Raw genomic sequence first — 17,370 nt, forward strand, 5'->3', positions numbered from 1 at the left:
CGGCCCGCCCCCGCTTCGCACGGAAGTACCGCCCAATGCCCAAGTTGCCGATCGCCGCTGCAGACTTTCCCACTTTCAACCGCTTCACCGCACTGGCCGGCGAAAGCGCGGCCCAGGACCAGGCCATCGCACCCAAGCGCATCTGCAATGCGCCCGCGCCCCGTGCCAGCAGTAGAGCCGCACCGACGCAGGTGCTGAATCCACGCGAGGCGGCGGTACGCGAGGCGATCCTCGCCACCGGCGCACCCGAGAGCCGGGCACTGGTACGCACGCTGGAGAATTACCTGGCCAGCGCCACCACGCCCGAGGCGCGCGATACGGTGACGCTGCGCATGGAACAGGCGCTGGCCGCACGCGGACACGATGTGGCGGTGCTCCGCGACCTGCGCATCCATGCGCTGGACAGCGTGCTGACCCGGGCCGCGTGGACCACGTTGATGGCCGAACTGCCGGGCTGGGCCAGCAGCGCCCTGACCGCAGGACAGCTGGCGCGCAGCGTGTTCACCGGGACCTGGAGCTGCGTGGCGACTGTGTTGCCGTCGTTGGCGGCGGCGCTGCCTACGCTGCGCACCCACGCCGATTTCGACGCACTGGTGCAGTCGCTGCCCGAGTCGGTTCGCAGCGGTCTGTGGACCCTGCATGAGAGCGTCGCGCAGGCCGATGCGCAGTCGCGTCCCAACCTCGGCGGCGGGCACCTGTTGTCGGCGTTGGCGGTGGCGGCGTTGCTGTGGCAGCTGCGGCAGCAGTTGCCCAAGCCCTCGGGCCAGCTGCAAGGTATCGGTAAGTTCATCGCCGATCTGCCTGGGCACTGGCAACAGCTCGCCGTGCTGAACGGGGTGGGCGGAGCGCTGTTCAAGCCGGTCGAGGCGACCGGGGGTGCCGATCTGACAGCGCCCAAGGTCAAGCTGACGCCCGAGCAAAAACAGGCGCGCACCCTGCACCAGGATGCGGTGAACCGCGGCAGCGACGTGGTGCCAGACTGGAACCCGGCCATTGACCATGTGGGGCTGTCGGCCGCGCCCGGCACATTGCAGCCGGGCAGCGCCATCGCCGCGCCGCCAGCAGGATTGCTCGACGCCGCCCCAGACGCCGCCACCTCGCCGGCCAGCCGCCAGCGGGGCGGCGTGCTCGCCTGGCTGGGCGCCGGCATCGCGGCACTGGGCCACACCGTGCGCGGCGGTTTCCAGGCCGTGCCGCAGGCGCCGCCTGCGGTGGAAATGACCTTGATGGGCGCCTCGGCACTCAAAGAGGTCACCGCGACCACGCCGCTGGTTCCCACGGAAGTGGCAGCCGCCACGGGCACAGCGGCGACGCGCGCGTTCCCCGGTCTGCGCAGGACACCGTTGGCCGCGGCCGCAGGGTTGGCCGTGACGGGCGTCGGCGCGTTGGCGATGGGGCTGAAAAACCATTTCTGGCCTGACAGCGCGGCGGCAACACCTGCCGAACTTGCAGAGCGCCTGGCTACGCAGGTGGCAGAACTTCCCAACGGTCACTGGGGTACCGGCCTGGATCGGGTGCTGGGGGAACTGGAGATCACCCAGCGTGGCGCGCGCATGCGACGTGCCGCGCCAGATGCCACGTCGACACCCTCCGGAGCCACCGCCGACGTCGGCACGCAGGTTCAGGACGTCCCTGCCGATCTGCTGGACGCGCTGCGCGCCGACCCCGCGCTGATGCAGCAGGTGCAGTCGATGCGGTTGTGGTCGGTCGCAGTGGCGCGCGACATCGCCGCTCAGCCGGGCTGGGCATGGGTGGCGACGCTGCCGGCGTCGGAACAGGAACTGCTGGTGAGCCAGTGGCAGGCGCTGCGCGCGCTCACCCCGGCACTGGCCGCGGTGGAAGCGGCGACCGATACCGCGATCACCTCGGCATTGCAGGACGTGGGCTGGCGCGGCGAGTGGCGGGATATCGAGGTACGCCTGCCGTCCGTGGAGGTGGCGGGCGTGAAGGTGGACGATCGCCTGCCGCTGCTGCAGTTCTGCCTGGCCCGCGAGGCCCGCGATGGGGAGCATTCGTTCCTGCGCGATGACGTCCCGGTATCGGCGGCGGAGTGGGCGCAGTTGGACCGGTTTGTTACGGGGACTGACGCGCCACGCCTGCGTGCGGCGATCAACGCGCGGGTCGAGCAGGTGCGTCCGGCGCTGAGCCGCGCGCTGCAGGCGCGGCTGGTGATCGATGCGCTCAAGGCCAAGGCGCACGGTGTGCTGGGCAGTGGCAGCGCGTACCGGCGTGGCGCCGACGTCGTACTCGGCTTCCTGCAGGGCACCGGTGCGGTTGAGCGCGCCGCGTTGACCTACGTCGACCGCCTGCGTGACGGCAGCACGGTGACGGTGCAGGTGCCCAATTACCTGGTGCTGCGCAGTGCCAGCGACGATCCGGCCCTCAGCGGCCAGGTGGTGCTGTACCGCTCGGACCTGTCCAGTTTCCAGGCATTCGGCGATGAAAGTGCGTTCCGCCAGTTCCTGGACACCCAGCGTGCCCGCATCGGTGCGTTCGCCGCCGACGGTGGCATCGACCACACCCTGGCCGGCGACATCGTGCAGGCTGCGTTGCCGGCCCAGCGCGCCGCCGTGCGCGGCCTGGTGCAGTCGTGGGAAGCGCGGTTGGCGCGCTACCAGAGCGGCCAGCGCGGGCCGCAGGCGTGAAATCCCGGCGAGAGTTTCCAGTTGGAATTCGCCCGGGTAGACCAGGCCGAAGGCGCACGCCAGCAGTGGGCCTACGCGCTGGTGGCGCATGGGCAGGCGCTGGCGCAGGAGCGCCTGGACCGAAATCTGCTGCGCTGGAGCCCGCTGGGCATCGCCAACCTTGCTGCCGAAAAGGCGTATCAACAGAAACAGGACACTGCGCTGCAGACCTTGCGCCAACACGCCAAGCCCACCGTTGGCGTGGCCATGGCTGAAGCGTTGCGTCGCGCGGGCTGGCGCGGCGCGCCGGAGAGCATTGATCCGGACCAGATACGGCTGCGGCTGGGCGGGCAGGAAATGGACCTGACCGACTGGGCCACCAGCGGCTGGCAGCGCCATGGGCTGCACCCCGATGCGATGCCGATCAACCTGCCGGTCTTCTCGCCGGATGCGGCGGGCATGCCGAACACGCGGCTGGACGCGGCGCCGTGGCTGGACGATGACACGGTCGACGCGATGAAACTCACCGCCTACCGGCGTGACGCACAGGACCAGGTGAGCGAGGACGCCGTGGTGAGTCAGGCGTTGCAGGACCCCGCGTTGCGCCGCGCGATCTGCGTCGAGCTGGAATCCTTCGCCGACAGCAACCGCCTGGCCGAGGCCTACCTCGCCCACCTGCACGCGTTGCCTGATACGACCGACGGGCAGGCCTTCGCCGCCGTGCTGGGCAACCAGATCCGGGCGCGCACCGCCTGGATGATCGAGGTGGCGCGGCAGGACGGTGCGCTGGATGCGGCCACCCACGCCGCGCTGACGGCGGCGCACGCCAGCCTGGACCCGGACGGTGCACGGGCATCGTCGCTGCACGGCGTCTCGCTCAAGGGCCATGCGATCGTCGGGCTGTGGGCGATCCGCACGCCGCGCGGGCGCTACGTGTTCCTGCCCGATACCGCGCAGGGTGATCGCGTGCTGGATGAGCGCGCGTTCGGCGACTGGTTGCGTCAACCCGAAGCGGAAGGCTACGTCCGCGCGCGTGCGCAGTACCGGCACCACCCCGACCTGGCGGCGATGTTCGAACACACCGCGTCCAGCCGCGGTATTCCGGTCGGCTTTACGCTCACGCGCGGCCCGCAGGCCGCCGCCGCCGCCTTGATCGCCGCGCGCATCAGCGATGTGGACGAAAAGACGGTGAGCCCGCGGGAACAGTTGGTCGAGACCCTCAAGGTGATCGGCGCGATCAGCGTTGGTGCAGTGTGCACATTGGCCAGCGCCGGTGCCGGTGCCGCCCTGTGCGCGGCAGGTTCGCTGGCGCATGTGTGGGCCAGCATCCAGGAAGGCCTGGATTTGATGGAACGCGGCAACGTGAACGGCGCCATCCTTGAGTTCGGCGGGGGGTTGCTCGACGCCGTGGACATCGCCCAGGTGAGCGCGGTCCCGGCGATGCTGTTCCGCTTGGGGCGCGGCGCACTGCGAACGCCCACCGAGGCCGCGCAGGCGCTGGTGCAGTGGAAGGCGCAGGGCCGTGGGTTCGACCGTAGCGGCGCGCTCACCGACGCGCTGGCCGTGCCACGGTCGGCGCTGGACGAGGTGCCGATGCTGACCCGTGATGCGCGCGGCGGCGGCACGCTGTACCTGCAGAACGGGCGCGAGTACCTGCAGCACGGCGGCGCCTTCGTGGAGACCTGGTTGGACCCGCACGGCATCCGTCGCCTGCGCGATCCGCGCGACGCCAGCGCGGCGGGTGCACCGGTCCGCTACCAGCACGGCCAGTGGCGGCGCATGGACCAGCGGCCGGCGGTGCGTGGCGGCACCACGCCGTTGCCGGACCTGGACACGCCAGACTGGGTCAAGGCCGTGCCCGAAGCCGGCGTGCTGCCGCCGGCGAAGCTGGACGAAATCGAGGCGGTATTCGGCTTCGTGACCCTCAAGCAGCGCCCGGACACCGACCTGCTGCAGACCGTGCGCGAGCTGACCATGAAGGCGCGGATCCAGCAGATCTGCGATGCGCCCGAGACGCTGGGCCTGCCCGGCGACGAAGCGGTGATCCTGCGGGCGTGGGCCGATACGCGCGCGCTGGGCAACGGACGCAGTGTGGAAACCTACATCGAGGACGTCGGCGACTGGACGCGGGTGGCGCGCTTCGGCACCGGGCCGGTCGGCCTGCGCGTACTCACCGAGGATGCGCGCACGCTGCCAACCCTGGAAACGCTGGTCGAGGCGGCCGACGAGCAGGCGCTGATCGAGCGGCTGGGATTGGACGACGGCGCCACCCCCGAGCAGCTGATGGCGGCGGTGCGCAATGCACTGGGGCGCACCGTTGCCGCTGTTCCCGCGCAGAGCCTGCAGAGCTGGCAGCGCTGGGCGGCGATGCAGCACCGCCTGCCGGCAGCGGCAGACAACCTGGTCAAGCACTACCCGGCGCTGACCCGGGCCGAGGCCGAAGCGCTGGTGAACGGCGACCGCGAACTCAAGCAGCACGCCGAATCCTGGCTGTTCCCGCAGCAGACCGCAGCCAAGGTGGCCGACGTGCTCGGCAACCGCTCGCGGCGACAGCAGCGCGAAGCGGTGGTGAGCGGGCGCATCCGCTCGCTGTCTGAAGTGCAGGAGCTGGGCAGCCACCTGCAGGACATCGTGCCGGGGCGCGCCTGGAGCATCGCCGCCGACACCACCACGGACGCAGCCATGCTGGTGTTCCGCCGCGCCTCGCAGGACGGCGTTGCCGGCCAATTGGCATTCGCTGCCGATGGCCGGCCCTACATTCCCGCTTCCGCTGGCAGCGGCAACCGGGTGCAGAGCTGGCAGGAGGGCGTCTTCGAGCAGTTGAACGCGGCCGAGCGGCAGCAGCTGTCCACCCCGGAGGGGCTGCGCCGCGCGGTGGTCGACCACATGAAGCAGACCCCGCTGATGCGCGTGTGTACGCTGCCGCGGATGCCCGGGGTCCGGGTCAGGCGCGGCGTGGACGGGTGCGACCCGCCTGCCGCCGTGTCATTGACCACGGAGGAGGTTGCCACCCGTGACGCGGTCAACGCGGAGCTCTACCAGCTCCATCAGCGCGCCGAGCGGGAATACGCCGGCATCCACGCGCTGCAGCTCGAATCCGAAGCGTTGAAGGCCGAAAGGCGCGCGCTGCAGGCGCAGGGCCAGACGCTGTCCGAAACCAAACTGGCGCGGATTGCCGAGCTGGCGACAATGGACCTGATGCACGAGCGCAATTTCCGGGTCAAGAACTTCGTGTCCTACGCGCTGGAGGACCTGCGCTTCAATGGCGCACCGCTGCCGCTGCAGGATTTCCCGCTGCAGGGCGGCGCGTACAGCGGGCCGCCGGTGGCGTGGATGAAAGGCAAAGGGTATCTGGGCAACACACCGGTCCGACGCGTATTCGTGGCCGACGACCAGGTGGAGAAAACCTACAAGGGCAAGGGCAAGCAACGCACCGAAACCCCGATTCCACCCAACGATCGCTTCCGTGCCGACTATGCGATGGGTGCCGACCTGCTCACCACCAGCAGCGAACGCGCCCGCAGCTCGGGACGGGTCGAGCTCTCCGAGGACGACCTGCGTGCACGGGTCGGCCCGACGGACGCGGAAGGAACGCCCGGCTGGGTCAGGCTGGCCGATCTAGACGATGCGGACCTGGCGGCAATGCCGCACAGCGCACTGCCCGAGTCGATGCAGAAGCTGCTCGGCGATGCGCAGCCGCTGCCATCGAACCTGCGCGAGCTCACCCCGGGTGCCTATCGCGTGTTCGAGATACGCTCCTGCAGCGAGGGCAAGGTGATCGACAGATGGTTTGATGCGATGGCGGCCGCTGCGCCTGCATTGGCCACGCCATTGCGCGCGCCGGTCAACACGCCCGAGGGAGGGCTCACAGGCCAGATGGCGCTGATGTCGGATATGCACCCCTGCGCCACCAGTTGCGACCGGCGCCTGACCGATCTGATGGACGTTCTGCCCAACCTGCAGACGCGGGTCTACTACCACTTCATGGACAATCCCGAACGTACCGAATGGCGGGTTGGCATGATGGTCGAGCGCGAACTGCAGCGCACCCGGGTGCAATGGGAAGCGGCCGGTGAGGAGATCGACACGGTACGTGCCGGGATCCACAGCGCGTTGCTGGACAAGGCCAACCCGCAGCGTCGCGAGGCGGCCGAGGCCGAGCTGCTGCGCAATCCGCCACGTGCTTCGGACCTGCCGGTACCGCGCCTGTGGCTGCCGACGTCGGTGGAGGATGAAGGCTTCTAACACGTACTGTTCACACTTGGGCAGTGCATCAACGGCGATCATCGCCGCACCCGCACCGTCGTGCCGATACCCTTGGAAGAAAAACATGCAGATCGAACGGAACGGTCCCGGTACCCCGCTGAACCTACTCGGCTCCCCTCATCCGCGCCCTCGCGTGGGCATTGCCGGGCCAGAAACGTCACTGCTTTCCGCTGCACAGGAGCACATGCTCTCAACGCTGCGGGATCCTGACCTGAACTTTGAGGCCCATGACCGCCGCCTCCTCACCGAGGACCTGATGGGACCCGGCGGCTACTTGGCGCAGGGCTGGCTGCCTGAGGACAGCTACCAGGCCGCCCCGGTAACGCTGCTGCGTGAACAGGCGACCTCGCGCGACGGCGTGGCATGGGATGCCATCAACCTGACCCTGCAACCGGGTGTGCAGGTGATCGGCATGCGCAACACCCAAGGTGGCGCCGACAGCTACTTCGTCTGCCAGCCCGATCCGGAGGACGCGCAGGGCCGGTTACGTTTCTTCACTCTCTGCATCGAATCGGGCAGGGACACCGGCGTATATGAAATATTCGTGTCGCCGCCGCGCGACTGGCAGGCCTTTGTCGACCAGTTCGGGTGACCAGGACTGCAGTGAGAACAAGATCGGACACCGAGAGGGTGCGATGATCATCAACGGCGCCGGCCGTCCTTCCTCTCCGCCGCGCGCGACGGCTGCGGGCGACGCAGCCTCCCCCACCCTGGGGGAGGCCTTCGAGCAGGTGCTGGCAACCCGGGAAGGGGATTTCCTGCACTTCGGAAGCGTCGACATGCCGCTGGCCCGTGACGCTTTCCGCTCCCGGATCGCGGCAACCCTGGCGGCGTATCTGGAGCAGGGATTCCTTGAAGGCGACGATGACGCCGGGCCCATACAACGACGGGTGGCCACGGCCGACCACGAGGAGGGCGTTGAGCCGTACATGGTCAATCTCGCGCTGCGCGAGGATGTGCAGGTGTTTGGGATGTACAACAACGACGGCTGTGGCGATTGTTACTATGCCTGCGTGCCGGCGCAGGCCGCGCCCGTGTTCTTCCGCATCAGCATCGAGTCCGGGATGGCCGCCGGCGGTCCGTATGAAATCTCCGTGTCAGATCCCATGGACTGGCAGGCATTCCTGGCCCAACTGCCACCGGTGTGAATATCGCGTGATGTTCGACGCCTGTCGCAAGGCGCTCGCAGGCTTCGTTTTTGGCACGATCCCGCTATCCTGTGCCCATGCCGCCATTGAAATACCTCCTGCCTCTCCTGTTCCTGTCGCTGGCCATTGCCTCGACCGCGCACGCGCGCGGCACCATCGGGAAGGTGGACATCACCGGGTTGGACAGGGATGACGACGCCGAGATCATCGAGAACATCGAGGTCTCGCTGTCGCTGTATGACACCATCGGCGCGCCCCAGGGCGAGTCGCGGCTGGAATACCTGTTGTCGCAGGCCGAGCGCCAGACCCGCCGCGCGCTGGAGCCATTCGGCTTCTACAACCCGGTGATCACCGTGGAAAGCCCGCGCGAGGGCGACGACCTGCACGTGATCATCCATGTCGAGCGCGGGCCGCCGACCGTGGTGCGGCGCGAGAACATCGACATCACCGGACCGGCGCAGCTGGACCAGTACCTGCAGGAAGACCTGGAAAATTTCCGGCCGCGCAAGGGCCAGCGCTTCGAGCACACGCTCTACGACGCCAGCCGGGTCACCATCACCCGGCGCCTGGCCGAGCGCGGCTACTTCGATGCCGATTTCACCCAGCGCCGGGTGGAAATTACCCGTGCCGAGAATGCGGCCGACATCGACCTCACCTGGGACAGCGGCCGCCGCTACAACATGGGTGACATCCGTTTCCACCAGGACTACTTCGTGGAGCGTCTGTTCGATCCACTGGTGTACTGGGAGAAGGGCAGCTACTTCCACGAAGGCAAGCTGGACCGCCTGCGTGAATCGCTGACCAAGCTCGATTACTTCAGCGTGATCGACATCCAGCCGCTGCCGGACCAGGCCGACGAAAACGGCAACGTACCGGTGGACGTCACCCTGACCCGCGCCAAGCGCAGCATCTACACGGCGGGTCTCAGCTACGGCAGCGAAAGCGGCGCAGGTGTGCGCGGCGGCCTGGAGCGGCGCTTCCTCAACAGCCGCGGCCACAAGATGAACACCCAGCTGGACTATGCGCAGAAGCGCAAAAGCCTGGTCACCACCTACCGGGTGCCGGCGTTCAAGTGGCTGGATGGCTGGTACGGACTTACCGCCAGCGCCTACGACGAACAGACCGACTACATCGACCTGCGCAACTTCAAGCTGATCGGCAGCCGCAGCGGCGAGATCAACGAAAACTGGACCGCGATCGCCTCGATCAACGCCCTGCGCGAGCGCTGGCGCTATGCATCGGGTACCGAATTCACCGACGCGATCTACAACACCTCCACGCTGGTGTACCCGCAGCTGGTGGCCGACTACGTGAATGTCGACGACCGCCTGGCGCCGCGCAGCGGCATCAGTGGCAGCGCAACCCTGCGTGGTGGCATTGAAGGGGCTGGCTCGGATACCAGCTTCGTGCAGGCCAGCATGATGCTGCGCTGGTTCATCCCGATCGGCGATGCCGACCGCCTGATCCTGCGCGGCGAAGGCGGCACTACCTGGACCAGCGACCTGGTGGCGATGCCGCCCAGCCTGCGCTTCTTCGCCGGTGGCGACCGCAGCATCCGCGGTTACGCGTTCCGTGAGGTCGGGCCGCGCACACCGCCGCCGGACAGGTTCGCGCTGGGCGCCAAAAACCTGGTGACCGCCTCGGCCGAGTACGAGCACTACTTCAAGGGCGGCCCGTGGGGCGGCGCGGTGTTCGTCGACACCGGCAGCGCCTTCGACAACACCATTGACCTGCATACCGGCGTGGGCGTGGGCATGCGCTGGAAATCGCCGGTCGGTCCGGTGCGCGTGGATATCGCGCACGGCCTCAACAACCCGGATTCGAAGTTCCAGCTGTACCTGAGCGTGGGAGCGGACCTGTGAGCACGCCGACCCCGGCCCCGCACACCCCGCCGCCGCGCGTGCGTTTTTACCGCAAGCGCCGCTTCTGGGCGTGGTCCGGGTTCACCATTCTTGGCCTGGTACTGCTGGCGCTGCTGCTGGTGTACTGGCTGCTGCAGACCGTGGCGGGGCGTGATGTACTGCTGGCGCAGGTGGTGGCGCGGCTCCCCGCCGGCGCCACGCTCACCTGGAGCAGGGTGGACGGCCCGGTGGCCGGGCCGCTGGTGCTGCACCACCTGGATTTCCGCTACGACGATATCCATTTCACCGCCGAGCGCGCGTATCTCGATCCGGATATCCGCCCGCTGCTCGGCCGCAAACTGCGGCTGGATGCGCTGCAGATCAAGAACGCCACGCTGAACCTGGCCAAGAGCGATGAACCGTTCGAGATGCCGTCGTGGCCCGGCTCGCTGCCGCAGATTGAAATGCCGCTGGCGATCCAGGCCGACACCATCATTATCGATGGGTTCCGCATCACCCAGGCGCAGGAACCGGTGATCGACATCGCCAAGCTGCGCGGCGGCCTGGAGATCGCCAACGGCGAGTTCCGCGCACGCCAGCTCAAGGTGGACAGCGATCTCGGCGATTTCCGCGTGGACGGCCGCTACGTGCCGCGCAACAACTATTCCACCGACATCACCATCGGCGCGGTGCTGCCTGCGCCGCGCGGGCGCACGCCGGCGCGGCTTGGCCTGGTCGCCCGTGGCGACCTGGACCGCATGGAGATCGCGCTGGCCGGACATGCGCCTGCACCGCTGCAGGCCAGCCTGGTGTTCGAAGGCCGCGACGATCCGGTCTGGAAGGCCAGTGCGCGCAGCACGGAACTGGACCTGGCGCTGCTGGTGCCGGGGATGGATGCCAGCACCAGCACGCCGTTGTCGCTGGATTTCCAGGCCACCGGCAAGGGCGGGCAGGCCAACCTGCAGGGCCGGATCCAGCAGGGCGACCTGGCGGTGGAACTGGCGCCATCCAACGTCGGCCTGGCCGACCAGGTGCTGACCGTGTCGCCGCTGGTGGTGAAGGGCTTCGGTGGCCAGGCGCGCCTGCAGGGAACCGCCGATTTCCGTGACCGCGAGAACGCCAGCCTGCGCTTCTCCATCGTCGCCAACGACCTTACCTTCGTGCCCGAAGCCGACCCCACCACACCGGGTGCAGCCAGGCCGGTGCCGGTGACGCTGAAGGAAGCGCGCATGGGCCTGGCCGGTACGCTCAAGGCATGGGCAGCGGTCGGCAAGGCCTCGGTGGAGCGTGAGCAGCAATCGGCCGACCTGCAGTTCGACGTGCGCGGCAGCGACACCGCTGCACAGATCAAACAGCTGCAGGCCAAGACCCCGGGTGGCGCGCTGGACGTGACGGGCCGGGTGGCGTGGGCACCGCAGCTGGACTGGGACGTGGCCGCGAAGCTGGCTGCGTTCGACCCCGGCTACTTCGTGCCCGGTTGGGATGGCCGCCTGTCCGGCGCCGTGGCCTCCAAGGGCCGTCAGCTGCCGCCCCCGGCGGGCAGCCCGGCCGGTACCGCCGGCATCTACGAAGCCACCGTGGACGTGCCCGGCATCAACGGCATGCTGCGCGACCGCCGCGTGGATGCGCAGGGCCGCTTCGCACTGCGTGGGCAACAAGGCGAAGGCCACGTGCGCCTGGCGGTGGGCAACAGCCGCCTGACCGCGCGTGGCAGCGTGGGCGACCGCCTGGACGTACATGCCCAGCTTGATCCTGTGCAGCTGGACGACCTGATGCCCGGCAGCACCGGCACGCTGCGCGGCCAGGTGCAGGTGCGCGGGCCACGTACCGCGCCCGACATCACCGCCGACCTGGTCGGCAGTGGCCTGCGCTACGCCGATTACAGCGCCGAAACACTCAGCATCCGTGGCCGCCTGCCGTGGCAGGGAAACAACGGCACGTTGGCGCTGCAGGGCACCAAGGTGCAGGCCGGCATGCTGCTGGACACGCTCAACGTGGATGCAACCGGCAGCCTGTCCAACCTGCGCCTGGATGCGCAGGCGAAGAATGAACTTGGCGCGGTGGCGCTGCAGGGTGGGGTACGCCAGCAGGGCAGCGCGTGGCGCGGCGAGCTTGCCGCGCTGCGGATAGCGCCGGTCAAGGGCGATCCATGGACACTGCGCGCACCGGCTACGTTCGGCATCCAGGGCAGCAGCTTCACGCTTACCGACACCTGCCTGGGTGCGGCAACCGGTGGCGCCCTGTGCGCCAGCGCCAACTGGCCGCGCGACGGCCTGCTGGTACGCGGCGACGCGCTGCCGCTGGCACTGGTGCAGCCCTGGCTGCCGCCGCAATCCGGGCGCCGCCTGCACCTGCGCGGCGAAATCACCCTGGATGGGCAGATCCGTCCGCGCGGCAACGCCTGGGAAGGCAGCGCCAAAATCGCCTCGTTGGAAGGCGGCATCCGCCTCGGCGACAACGCGCGTGGCGAACTGGTGCGCTACGACCAGTTCTCGGCCACGCTGGAAATGACCCCGGCGCAGATCAACGCCAAGCTCGGTGTCGGCTTCCAGGGCAACGGCTTCGTCGACGCCAAGGTGCAGACCGGTTGGGATTCCAATGCGCCGCTCAACGGCGAGCTGTACCTCAACATGTCGCGGCTGTACTGGCTGGAACTGTTCTCGCCGGACATCGTGCGCCCCACCGGCTTGATCGAAGGCCATGTGAGCCTGCGCGGTACGCGCGGCACGCCATCGTTGGGCGGCGAAGCCAAGCTGAGCAATTTCAAGGGTGAGTTCCCCGCATTGGGCCTGACCTTCGACCAGGGCAGCGGCAGCTTCACCGCACAGCCGGACGGCTCGGCCAAGATCAGCGCACAGGCCAACTCGGGCAAGGGCACGTTGTTCGTCGATGGTGGGCTGTCGTGGTTCGGCGACGCGCAGCCGCTGCAGCTGCATATCCATGGCGAGAACGTGCTGCTGTCCAACACGCCGGAACTGCGCATCGTCGCCAACCCCAACCTCGACTTCACCCTGGCCAAGGCCGCCATGCAGCTGCGCGGCACGGTGCACGTACCCGAAGCCGACCTGGACCTGGAGCGCCTGGATCGCGGCACCTCGGTATCGGAAGACGTAGTGGTGCTGGACCCGGCCGACCCGGAGGAAGGCCCGAGCCTGCCGCTGGACATGGACCTCACCGTGAGCCTGGGCGACAACGTGCGCATGGCCGGTTTTGGCCTGAAGGGCGGTCTGGGCGGCAAGATGCAGGTGTGGTCGCGGCCGGGCCGGGAGATGACCGCCAACGGCGCGTTGGAAGTCAGCGGCCGCTACAAGGCCTACGGCCAGGACCTGACGATCACCCGCGGCAACCTCAACTGGAACTTCAACGCGGTGTCCGACCCACGCATCAACATCCGTGCCGAACGCCGGGTGGGCGATGTCACCGCCGGCATCGACGTGACCGGGCGCGCGCAGTCGCCGCGCGTGGATGTGTGGTCGGACCCGTCGATGTCGCAGTCCGAAGCGCTGGCGTTCCTGGTGTTGGGGCGCAGCCTGACCGGCGCCAGCAGCGACCAGACCCAGCAGGTCAACGCGGCCTCGGCGGCGTTGTCGGCCGGCAGCGGCCTGCTCGCCTCGCAGCTGGGTGCCCGGCTCGGCCTGGACGACGCTGGCGTGAGCCAGTCACGCGCGCTGGGCGGCTCGGTGATCGGCGTGGGCAAGTTCATCTCGCCCAAGCTGTACGTGGGTTACGGCGTCTCGCTGGTCGGCAGCGGCTCGGTACTGACGCTGAAGTACCTGCTGAGCCGCGGCTTCGACCTCGAAATCGAATCCAGCACGGTGGAAAACCGCGGCTCCGTCAACTGGCGAAGAGAAAAGTAGATCCGGGCCCCAGCCCGGACACCGGTAGAGCCAGGCCCTGCCTGGCTGCCAACAATGATCGACATCACGCCTGCATCGTCCACGCGACGCAGAATCCGACACCGGTAGGGTCGCATCCCAACCGACGACGTGCATGGATGCACAAGTGGTGCGGCCGCAGGACGCGGAAGAGCACCACCGCCGACGCCGCCGCCGCCAAGCGGTAGGGTCGCATCCCAATCGACCGCCGACGTAGCCGCCGCGCCGGGTAAGGCATTGCAACCATCGGCATCACGCCTCCGTCGCACGTGCGGTTGCACAGGTCCATGCGTCAAAGCAATCACGCACAAGGTCGGCGGTTGTTTGGGAGCCAACCCTACCGGCGCATCGCGTGCCGAAAGCGGCACCGACGAAGCTCACCATCATCGTCCGTCAACGCGTCGAACGAGCAGCGTTGAGGCGCGCATCACATTTCGTCATCCGCTTGGCGCCCAATGCGTTGCGGTCTGTTTCGGGTCATACCCGACGCAGCGGTAGACGCCGTCTTCCGAATCGCGCGATTCAACAGAAACAAACTAATTCCGCTATGGTCGCGGAGTCCGCATGGTGGGTCCAAGGAGTTTGATAGCTCCGCAGTTGAGAAGATGGATGTAATACGTCGGGAGGGTGACGAAATACAACACCCTCGCGGAAATACGTCGCACCGTTCCCAGCTGCACGGCTATCAACCTCCCGACTCCCTCGCCATTCCGGCGAGGGAGACATCCAGGAGAGGCTCACCATGCATGACCACAAACGTGATTCGTCCGCTGGCACCCCGTCCCGCGTCATCTACCACTGGCGCACGCCACGCAGCGTGCTCGTTGGAGCCCTGCGCCAGGACGACCGCGAGCCGGAACCCGGCGAACTCTTGATCCCCTCCCTGCACCTGCGCGGCATGTGGTTGACCACCGCAGGCATCGAAACCGGCACGTGCCTGAGCGTGCACATCGCGCCGGGCTGCCTGCTGCTGCGCAACGTAAAACCGGTGGTGAGGGTGGCCTGTCGCCCAGGGTGGTATCTGCCCACGCAGGAATCCACGCGCGCTCGCACGCGACCGCGCTGGTAAACGACGCAACCATCCGCGTCATTGACTCACGGGCATCGCCTCTTCGCCGAACGTGCGATTGCACTGTGCCATGCATTACAAGAATCGCAGACGCCATCGGCGGTCGTTCAAGAACGAACCTACCCGGTAGGGTCGCATCCCGACCGCCGATGCAGTCACCGCGCCCGGTTAGGCATTGCAATCATCGGCATCACGCCTCCGCCGCACGCGAAATTGCACAGGTCCATGCGTCAATGCAATCGCGCACAGGATCGGCGGTTGTTTGGGAACCAACCCTACCGAAGCAGCCGGGCTCTGCCCGGCGCTACCAAGCCGCCGCCCCCCCTGACCATCGGGCGTTGCCCCACGCGGCCCCAGTGGCTAAGGTGCCCCCTCGTTCCGCCGTACCGGATGCACCCATGCCCGCACGCAAGCCCCTGACCGCCGCCCTGGCCCTTGGCCTTACCCTCGCCGCCGGCGCCCTTGCCGACGAAGGCATGTGGATGCCCACCCAGCTGCCGGACCTGGCCAAGCCGCTGAAGGCGGCCGGCTTCAAGGGCAACCCGGCCGACCTGGCCAATGTGACCGCCGCGCCGCTGAGCGCCGTGGTGCGGGCCGGGGGTGGTACTGGCTCGTTCGTATCCGAAGACGGCCTGCTGCTGACCAACCACCACGTGGCCATGGGCGTGATCCAGTACAACAGCACGCCCGAGCACAACCTGATCGATGGCGGCTTCATCGCGCAGGGCCGCAGCGATGAGCGCCCCTCCAACCCGGATTTCCGGGTGCTGGTCACCACCGGCTTCGACAAGGTCACCGATGAGGTGCTGCGCGATGCGCGCGGCAAGACCGGGCGCGCCTACTTCGACGCGGTGGACCAGGCCAGCAAGCGGCTGGTGGCCGAGTGCGAGCAGGAAGGCAACGTGCGCTGCAGCGTGGCCGACATGTACTACGGGACCGATTTCTACCGCATCCGCCAGCTGGAACTGAGCGATGTGCGGCTGGTGTACGCGCCGCCGCGCGCGATCGGCAACTACGGCGATGAGATCGACAACTTCATGTGGCCGCGCCACACCGGCGATTTCACCCTGCTGCGTGCTTACGTGGGCAAGGATGGCAAGCCGGCCGCCTACAGCCCGGACAACGTTCCCTACCACCCGCCGGCGCACCTGAAGATGGCCACCGATGGCCCCAGGACCGGCGATTACGCGATGCTGGCCGGCTACCCGGGCATCACCTACCGGCACCGTACGGCGGCCGAGTTCGCCGGCCAGATCGATGCGGTGCTGCCGCGCCGGGTGGCGGTGTTCCAGCAGATGATCGACACCATCGAGGCGACCACTGCCAAGGACGCGCAGGCGCGTACCCGCTATGCCGCGCAGCTGCAGTCGCTGAAGAACAACCGCAAGCGCGCCGCCGGTGAGCTGGAAGGGCTGCTGCGCAGCGATGCCAAGACCCAGCGCGCCACCGACGAGGCCGCGATGCTGAAGGCCACCGATGCGACCTGGCAGCCGGATATCCAGGCGCTGCTGGGTTCGCTGTCGCAGGGCGCAGCGATGGGCGAGCGCGATTTCGTGCTGGAACAGGTGGCTGGGCAGAGCCAGCTGCTGCGTTCGGCGCTGCTGCTGGAACGCCTGCGCATCGAATCGGCCAAGCCCGATGCCGAGCGCGAGAGTGGCTACCAGCAGCGCGACCAGGCGTTGATCGAAGGCACGCTCAAGCAGGTCCAGCGCCGCTATGCGCCCGACGTCGAAAAGGCGCTGCTGACCCACCTGCTGACCCGCTACCAGCAGCTGCCCGACGCACAGCGCGTGCCCGAATTCGACGCCGCGTTCGGGCGCACCCCGGAGGCGCTGGCCAAGGCGCTGGACGCGCTGTACACCGGCACCCGCCTCGGCGACGAAGCCGAGCGCCTGAGCCGCTTCGCTGCGGCGAAGGACGGCAACGCACTGGCACACGACCCGCTGATCGACCTGGCCGGCCCGCTGGTGGCCGCGCAACTGCGCCTGGAAGACCAGCGCAAGACCCGTGAAGGCGAGCAGCTGCGCCTGCGCCCGGCCTACATGCAGGCGCTGTTTGCCTGGCGTGCCAAGCAGGGCCGCGCGGTGTACCCGGATGCCAACCGCACCCTGCGCATCAGCTACGGCAAGGTCGAAGCACTCTCGCCACGCGACGCGGTGCACTTCGATCCGGTCACCACCGTGGCCGGCATCGTGGAAAAGAACACCAATGCGTTCCCGTTCGATGCGCCCAAGCCGCTGCTGGCGGCGATCGCCAAGGGCGATTTCGGCAGCACCGCCGACCCGGTGCTGAAGACCCAGACGGTCAACTTCCTGACCAACCTGGACACCACCGGCGGCAACTCCGGCTCGCCGGTGCTCAATGCACGCGGCGAGCTGATCGGGCTGAACTTCGACAGCAACTGGGAATCGGTCAGTGCCAGCTGGTGGTTCGACCCGCGCTTCAAGCGCGCCGTGCACGTGGACATGCGCTACCTGCGCTGGCTGCTGGCCAAGGTCTACCCGGCACCGGAGCTGCTGCAGGAAATGGGCGTGCCGGCCGAGTAAA

Annotated in this window: 8 protein-coding genes; all 8 read left to right on the top strand. The window is 68.2% G+C overall.

The features are described from left to right. Window positions 1–35: 35 nt before the first annotated feature. The 8 genes from J7J08_RS12535 (at window position 36) to J7J08_RS12570 (ending at window position 17,369) form a co-directional block, all read left to right on the top strand. Window positions 36–2,645 carry a hypothetical protein gene (locus J7J08_RS12535; protein ID WP_214906032.1) on the top strand — a complete coding sequence of 870 codons (2,610 nt, stop codon included), beginning with the start codon at window positions 36–38 and terminating at the stop codon, window positions 2,643–2,645. Window positions 2,646–2,666: 21 nt separating this feature from the next. After that, the gene (locus tag J7J08_RS12540; RefSeq protein ID WP_214906035.1) at window positions 2,667–6,869 is read left to right on the top strand and encodes a hypothetical protein; all 4,203 of its coding nucleotides are present in this window, start codon (window positions 2,667–2,669) and stop codon (window positions 6,867–6,869) included. 85 nt (window positions 6,870–6,954) lie between these two features. Continuing rightward, window positions 6,955–7,482 carry a hypothetical protein gene (locus J7J08_RS12545; protein WP_214906039.1) on the top strand — a complete coding sequence of 176 codons (528 nt, stop codon included), beginning with the start codon at window positions 6,955–6,957 and terminating at the stop codon, window positions 7,480–7,482. 43 nt (window positions 7,483–7,525) lie between these two features. Beyond that, window positions 7,526–8,038, top strand: a complete 513-nt coding sequence (locus J7J08_RS12550) for a hypothetical protein (RefSeq protein WP_214906042.1) — start codon at window positions 7,526–7,528, stop codon at window positions 8,036–8,038. Between the two features lie 77 nt (window positions 8,039–8,115). After that, window positions 8,116–9,900 (top strand): autotransporter assembly complex family protein, encoded by a 1,785-nt coding sequence (locus J7J08_RS12555; RefSeq protein ID WP_214906044.1) that lies wholly within the window; start codon window positions 8,116–8,118, stop codon window positions 9,898–9,900. Then, entirely contained in the window at window positions 9,897–13,736 is a 3,840-nt protein-coding gene (locus J7J08_RS12560) for a translocation/assembly module TamB domain-containing protein (protein ID WP_214906047.1), read from the top strand. The genes J7J08_RS12555 and J7J08_RS12560 overlap by 4 nt, the downstream gene beginning before the upstream one ends. 760 nt (window positions 13,737–14,496) lie before the next feature. Continuing rightward, the gene (locus J7J08_RS12565) at window positions 14,497–14,823 is read left to right on the top strand and encodes a SymE family type I addiction module toxin (protein ID WP_214906049.1); all 327 of its coding nucleotides are present in this window, start codon (window positions 14,497–14,499) and stop codon (window positions 14,821–14,823) included. Window positions 14,824–15,221: 398 nt separating this feature from the next. Continuing rightward, window positions 15,222–17,369, top strand: a complete 2,148-nt coding sequence (locus J7J08_RS12570) for a S46 family peptidase (protein ID WP_214906051.1) — start codon at window positions 15,222–15,224, stop codon at window positions 17,367–17,369. Window position 17,370 lies beyond the last annotated feature (1 nt).

Source organism: Stenotrophomonas sp. ISL-67, from assembly GCF_018612915.1.
Lineage (GTDB): Bacteria > Pseudomonadota > Gammaproteobacteria > Xanthomonadales > Xanthomonadaceae > Stenotrophomonas.

What these genes read in the sequence shown, in the direction of transcription:
- J7J08_RS12570 (WP_214906051.1), top strand. Translation starts at nt 15,222, where the DNA reads ATGCCCGCACGCAAGCCCCTGACCGCCGCCCTGGCCCTTGGCCTTACC.
- J7J08_RS12535 (WP_214906032.1), top strand. Translation starts at nt 36, where the DNA reads ATGCCCAAGTTGCCGATCGCCGCTGCAGACTTTCCCACTTTCAACCGC.
- J7J08_RS12555 (WP_214906044.1), top strand. Translation starts at nt 8,116, where the DNA reads ATGCCGCCATTGAAATACCTCCTGCCTCTCCTGTTCCTGTCGCTGGCC.
- J7J08_RS12550 (WP_214906042.1), top strand. Translation starts at nt 7,526, where the DNA reads ATGATCATCAACGGCGCCGGCCGTCCTTCCTCTCCGCCGCGCGCGACG.
- J7J08_RS12545 (WP_214906039.1), top strand. Translation starts at nt 6,955, where the DNA reads ATGCAGATCGAACGGAACGGTCCCGGTACCCCGCTGAACCTACTCGGC.
- J7J08_RS12565 (WP_214906049.1), top strand. Translation starts at nt 14,497, where the DNA reads ATGCATGACCACAAACGTGATTCGTCCGCTGGCACCCCGTCCCGCGTC.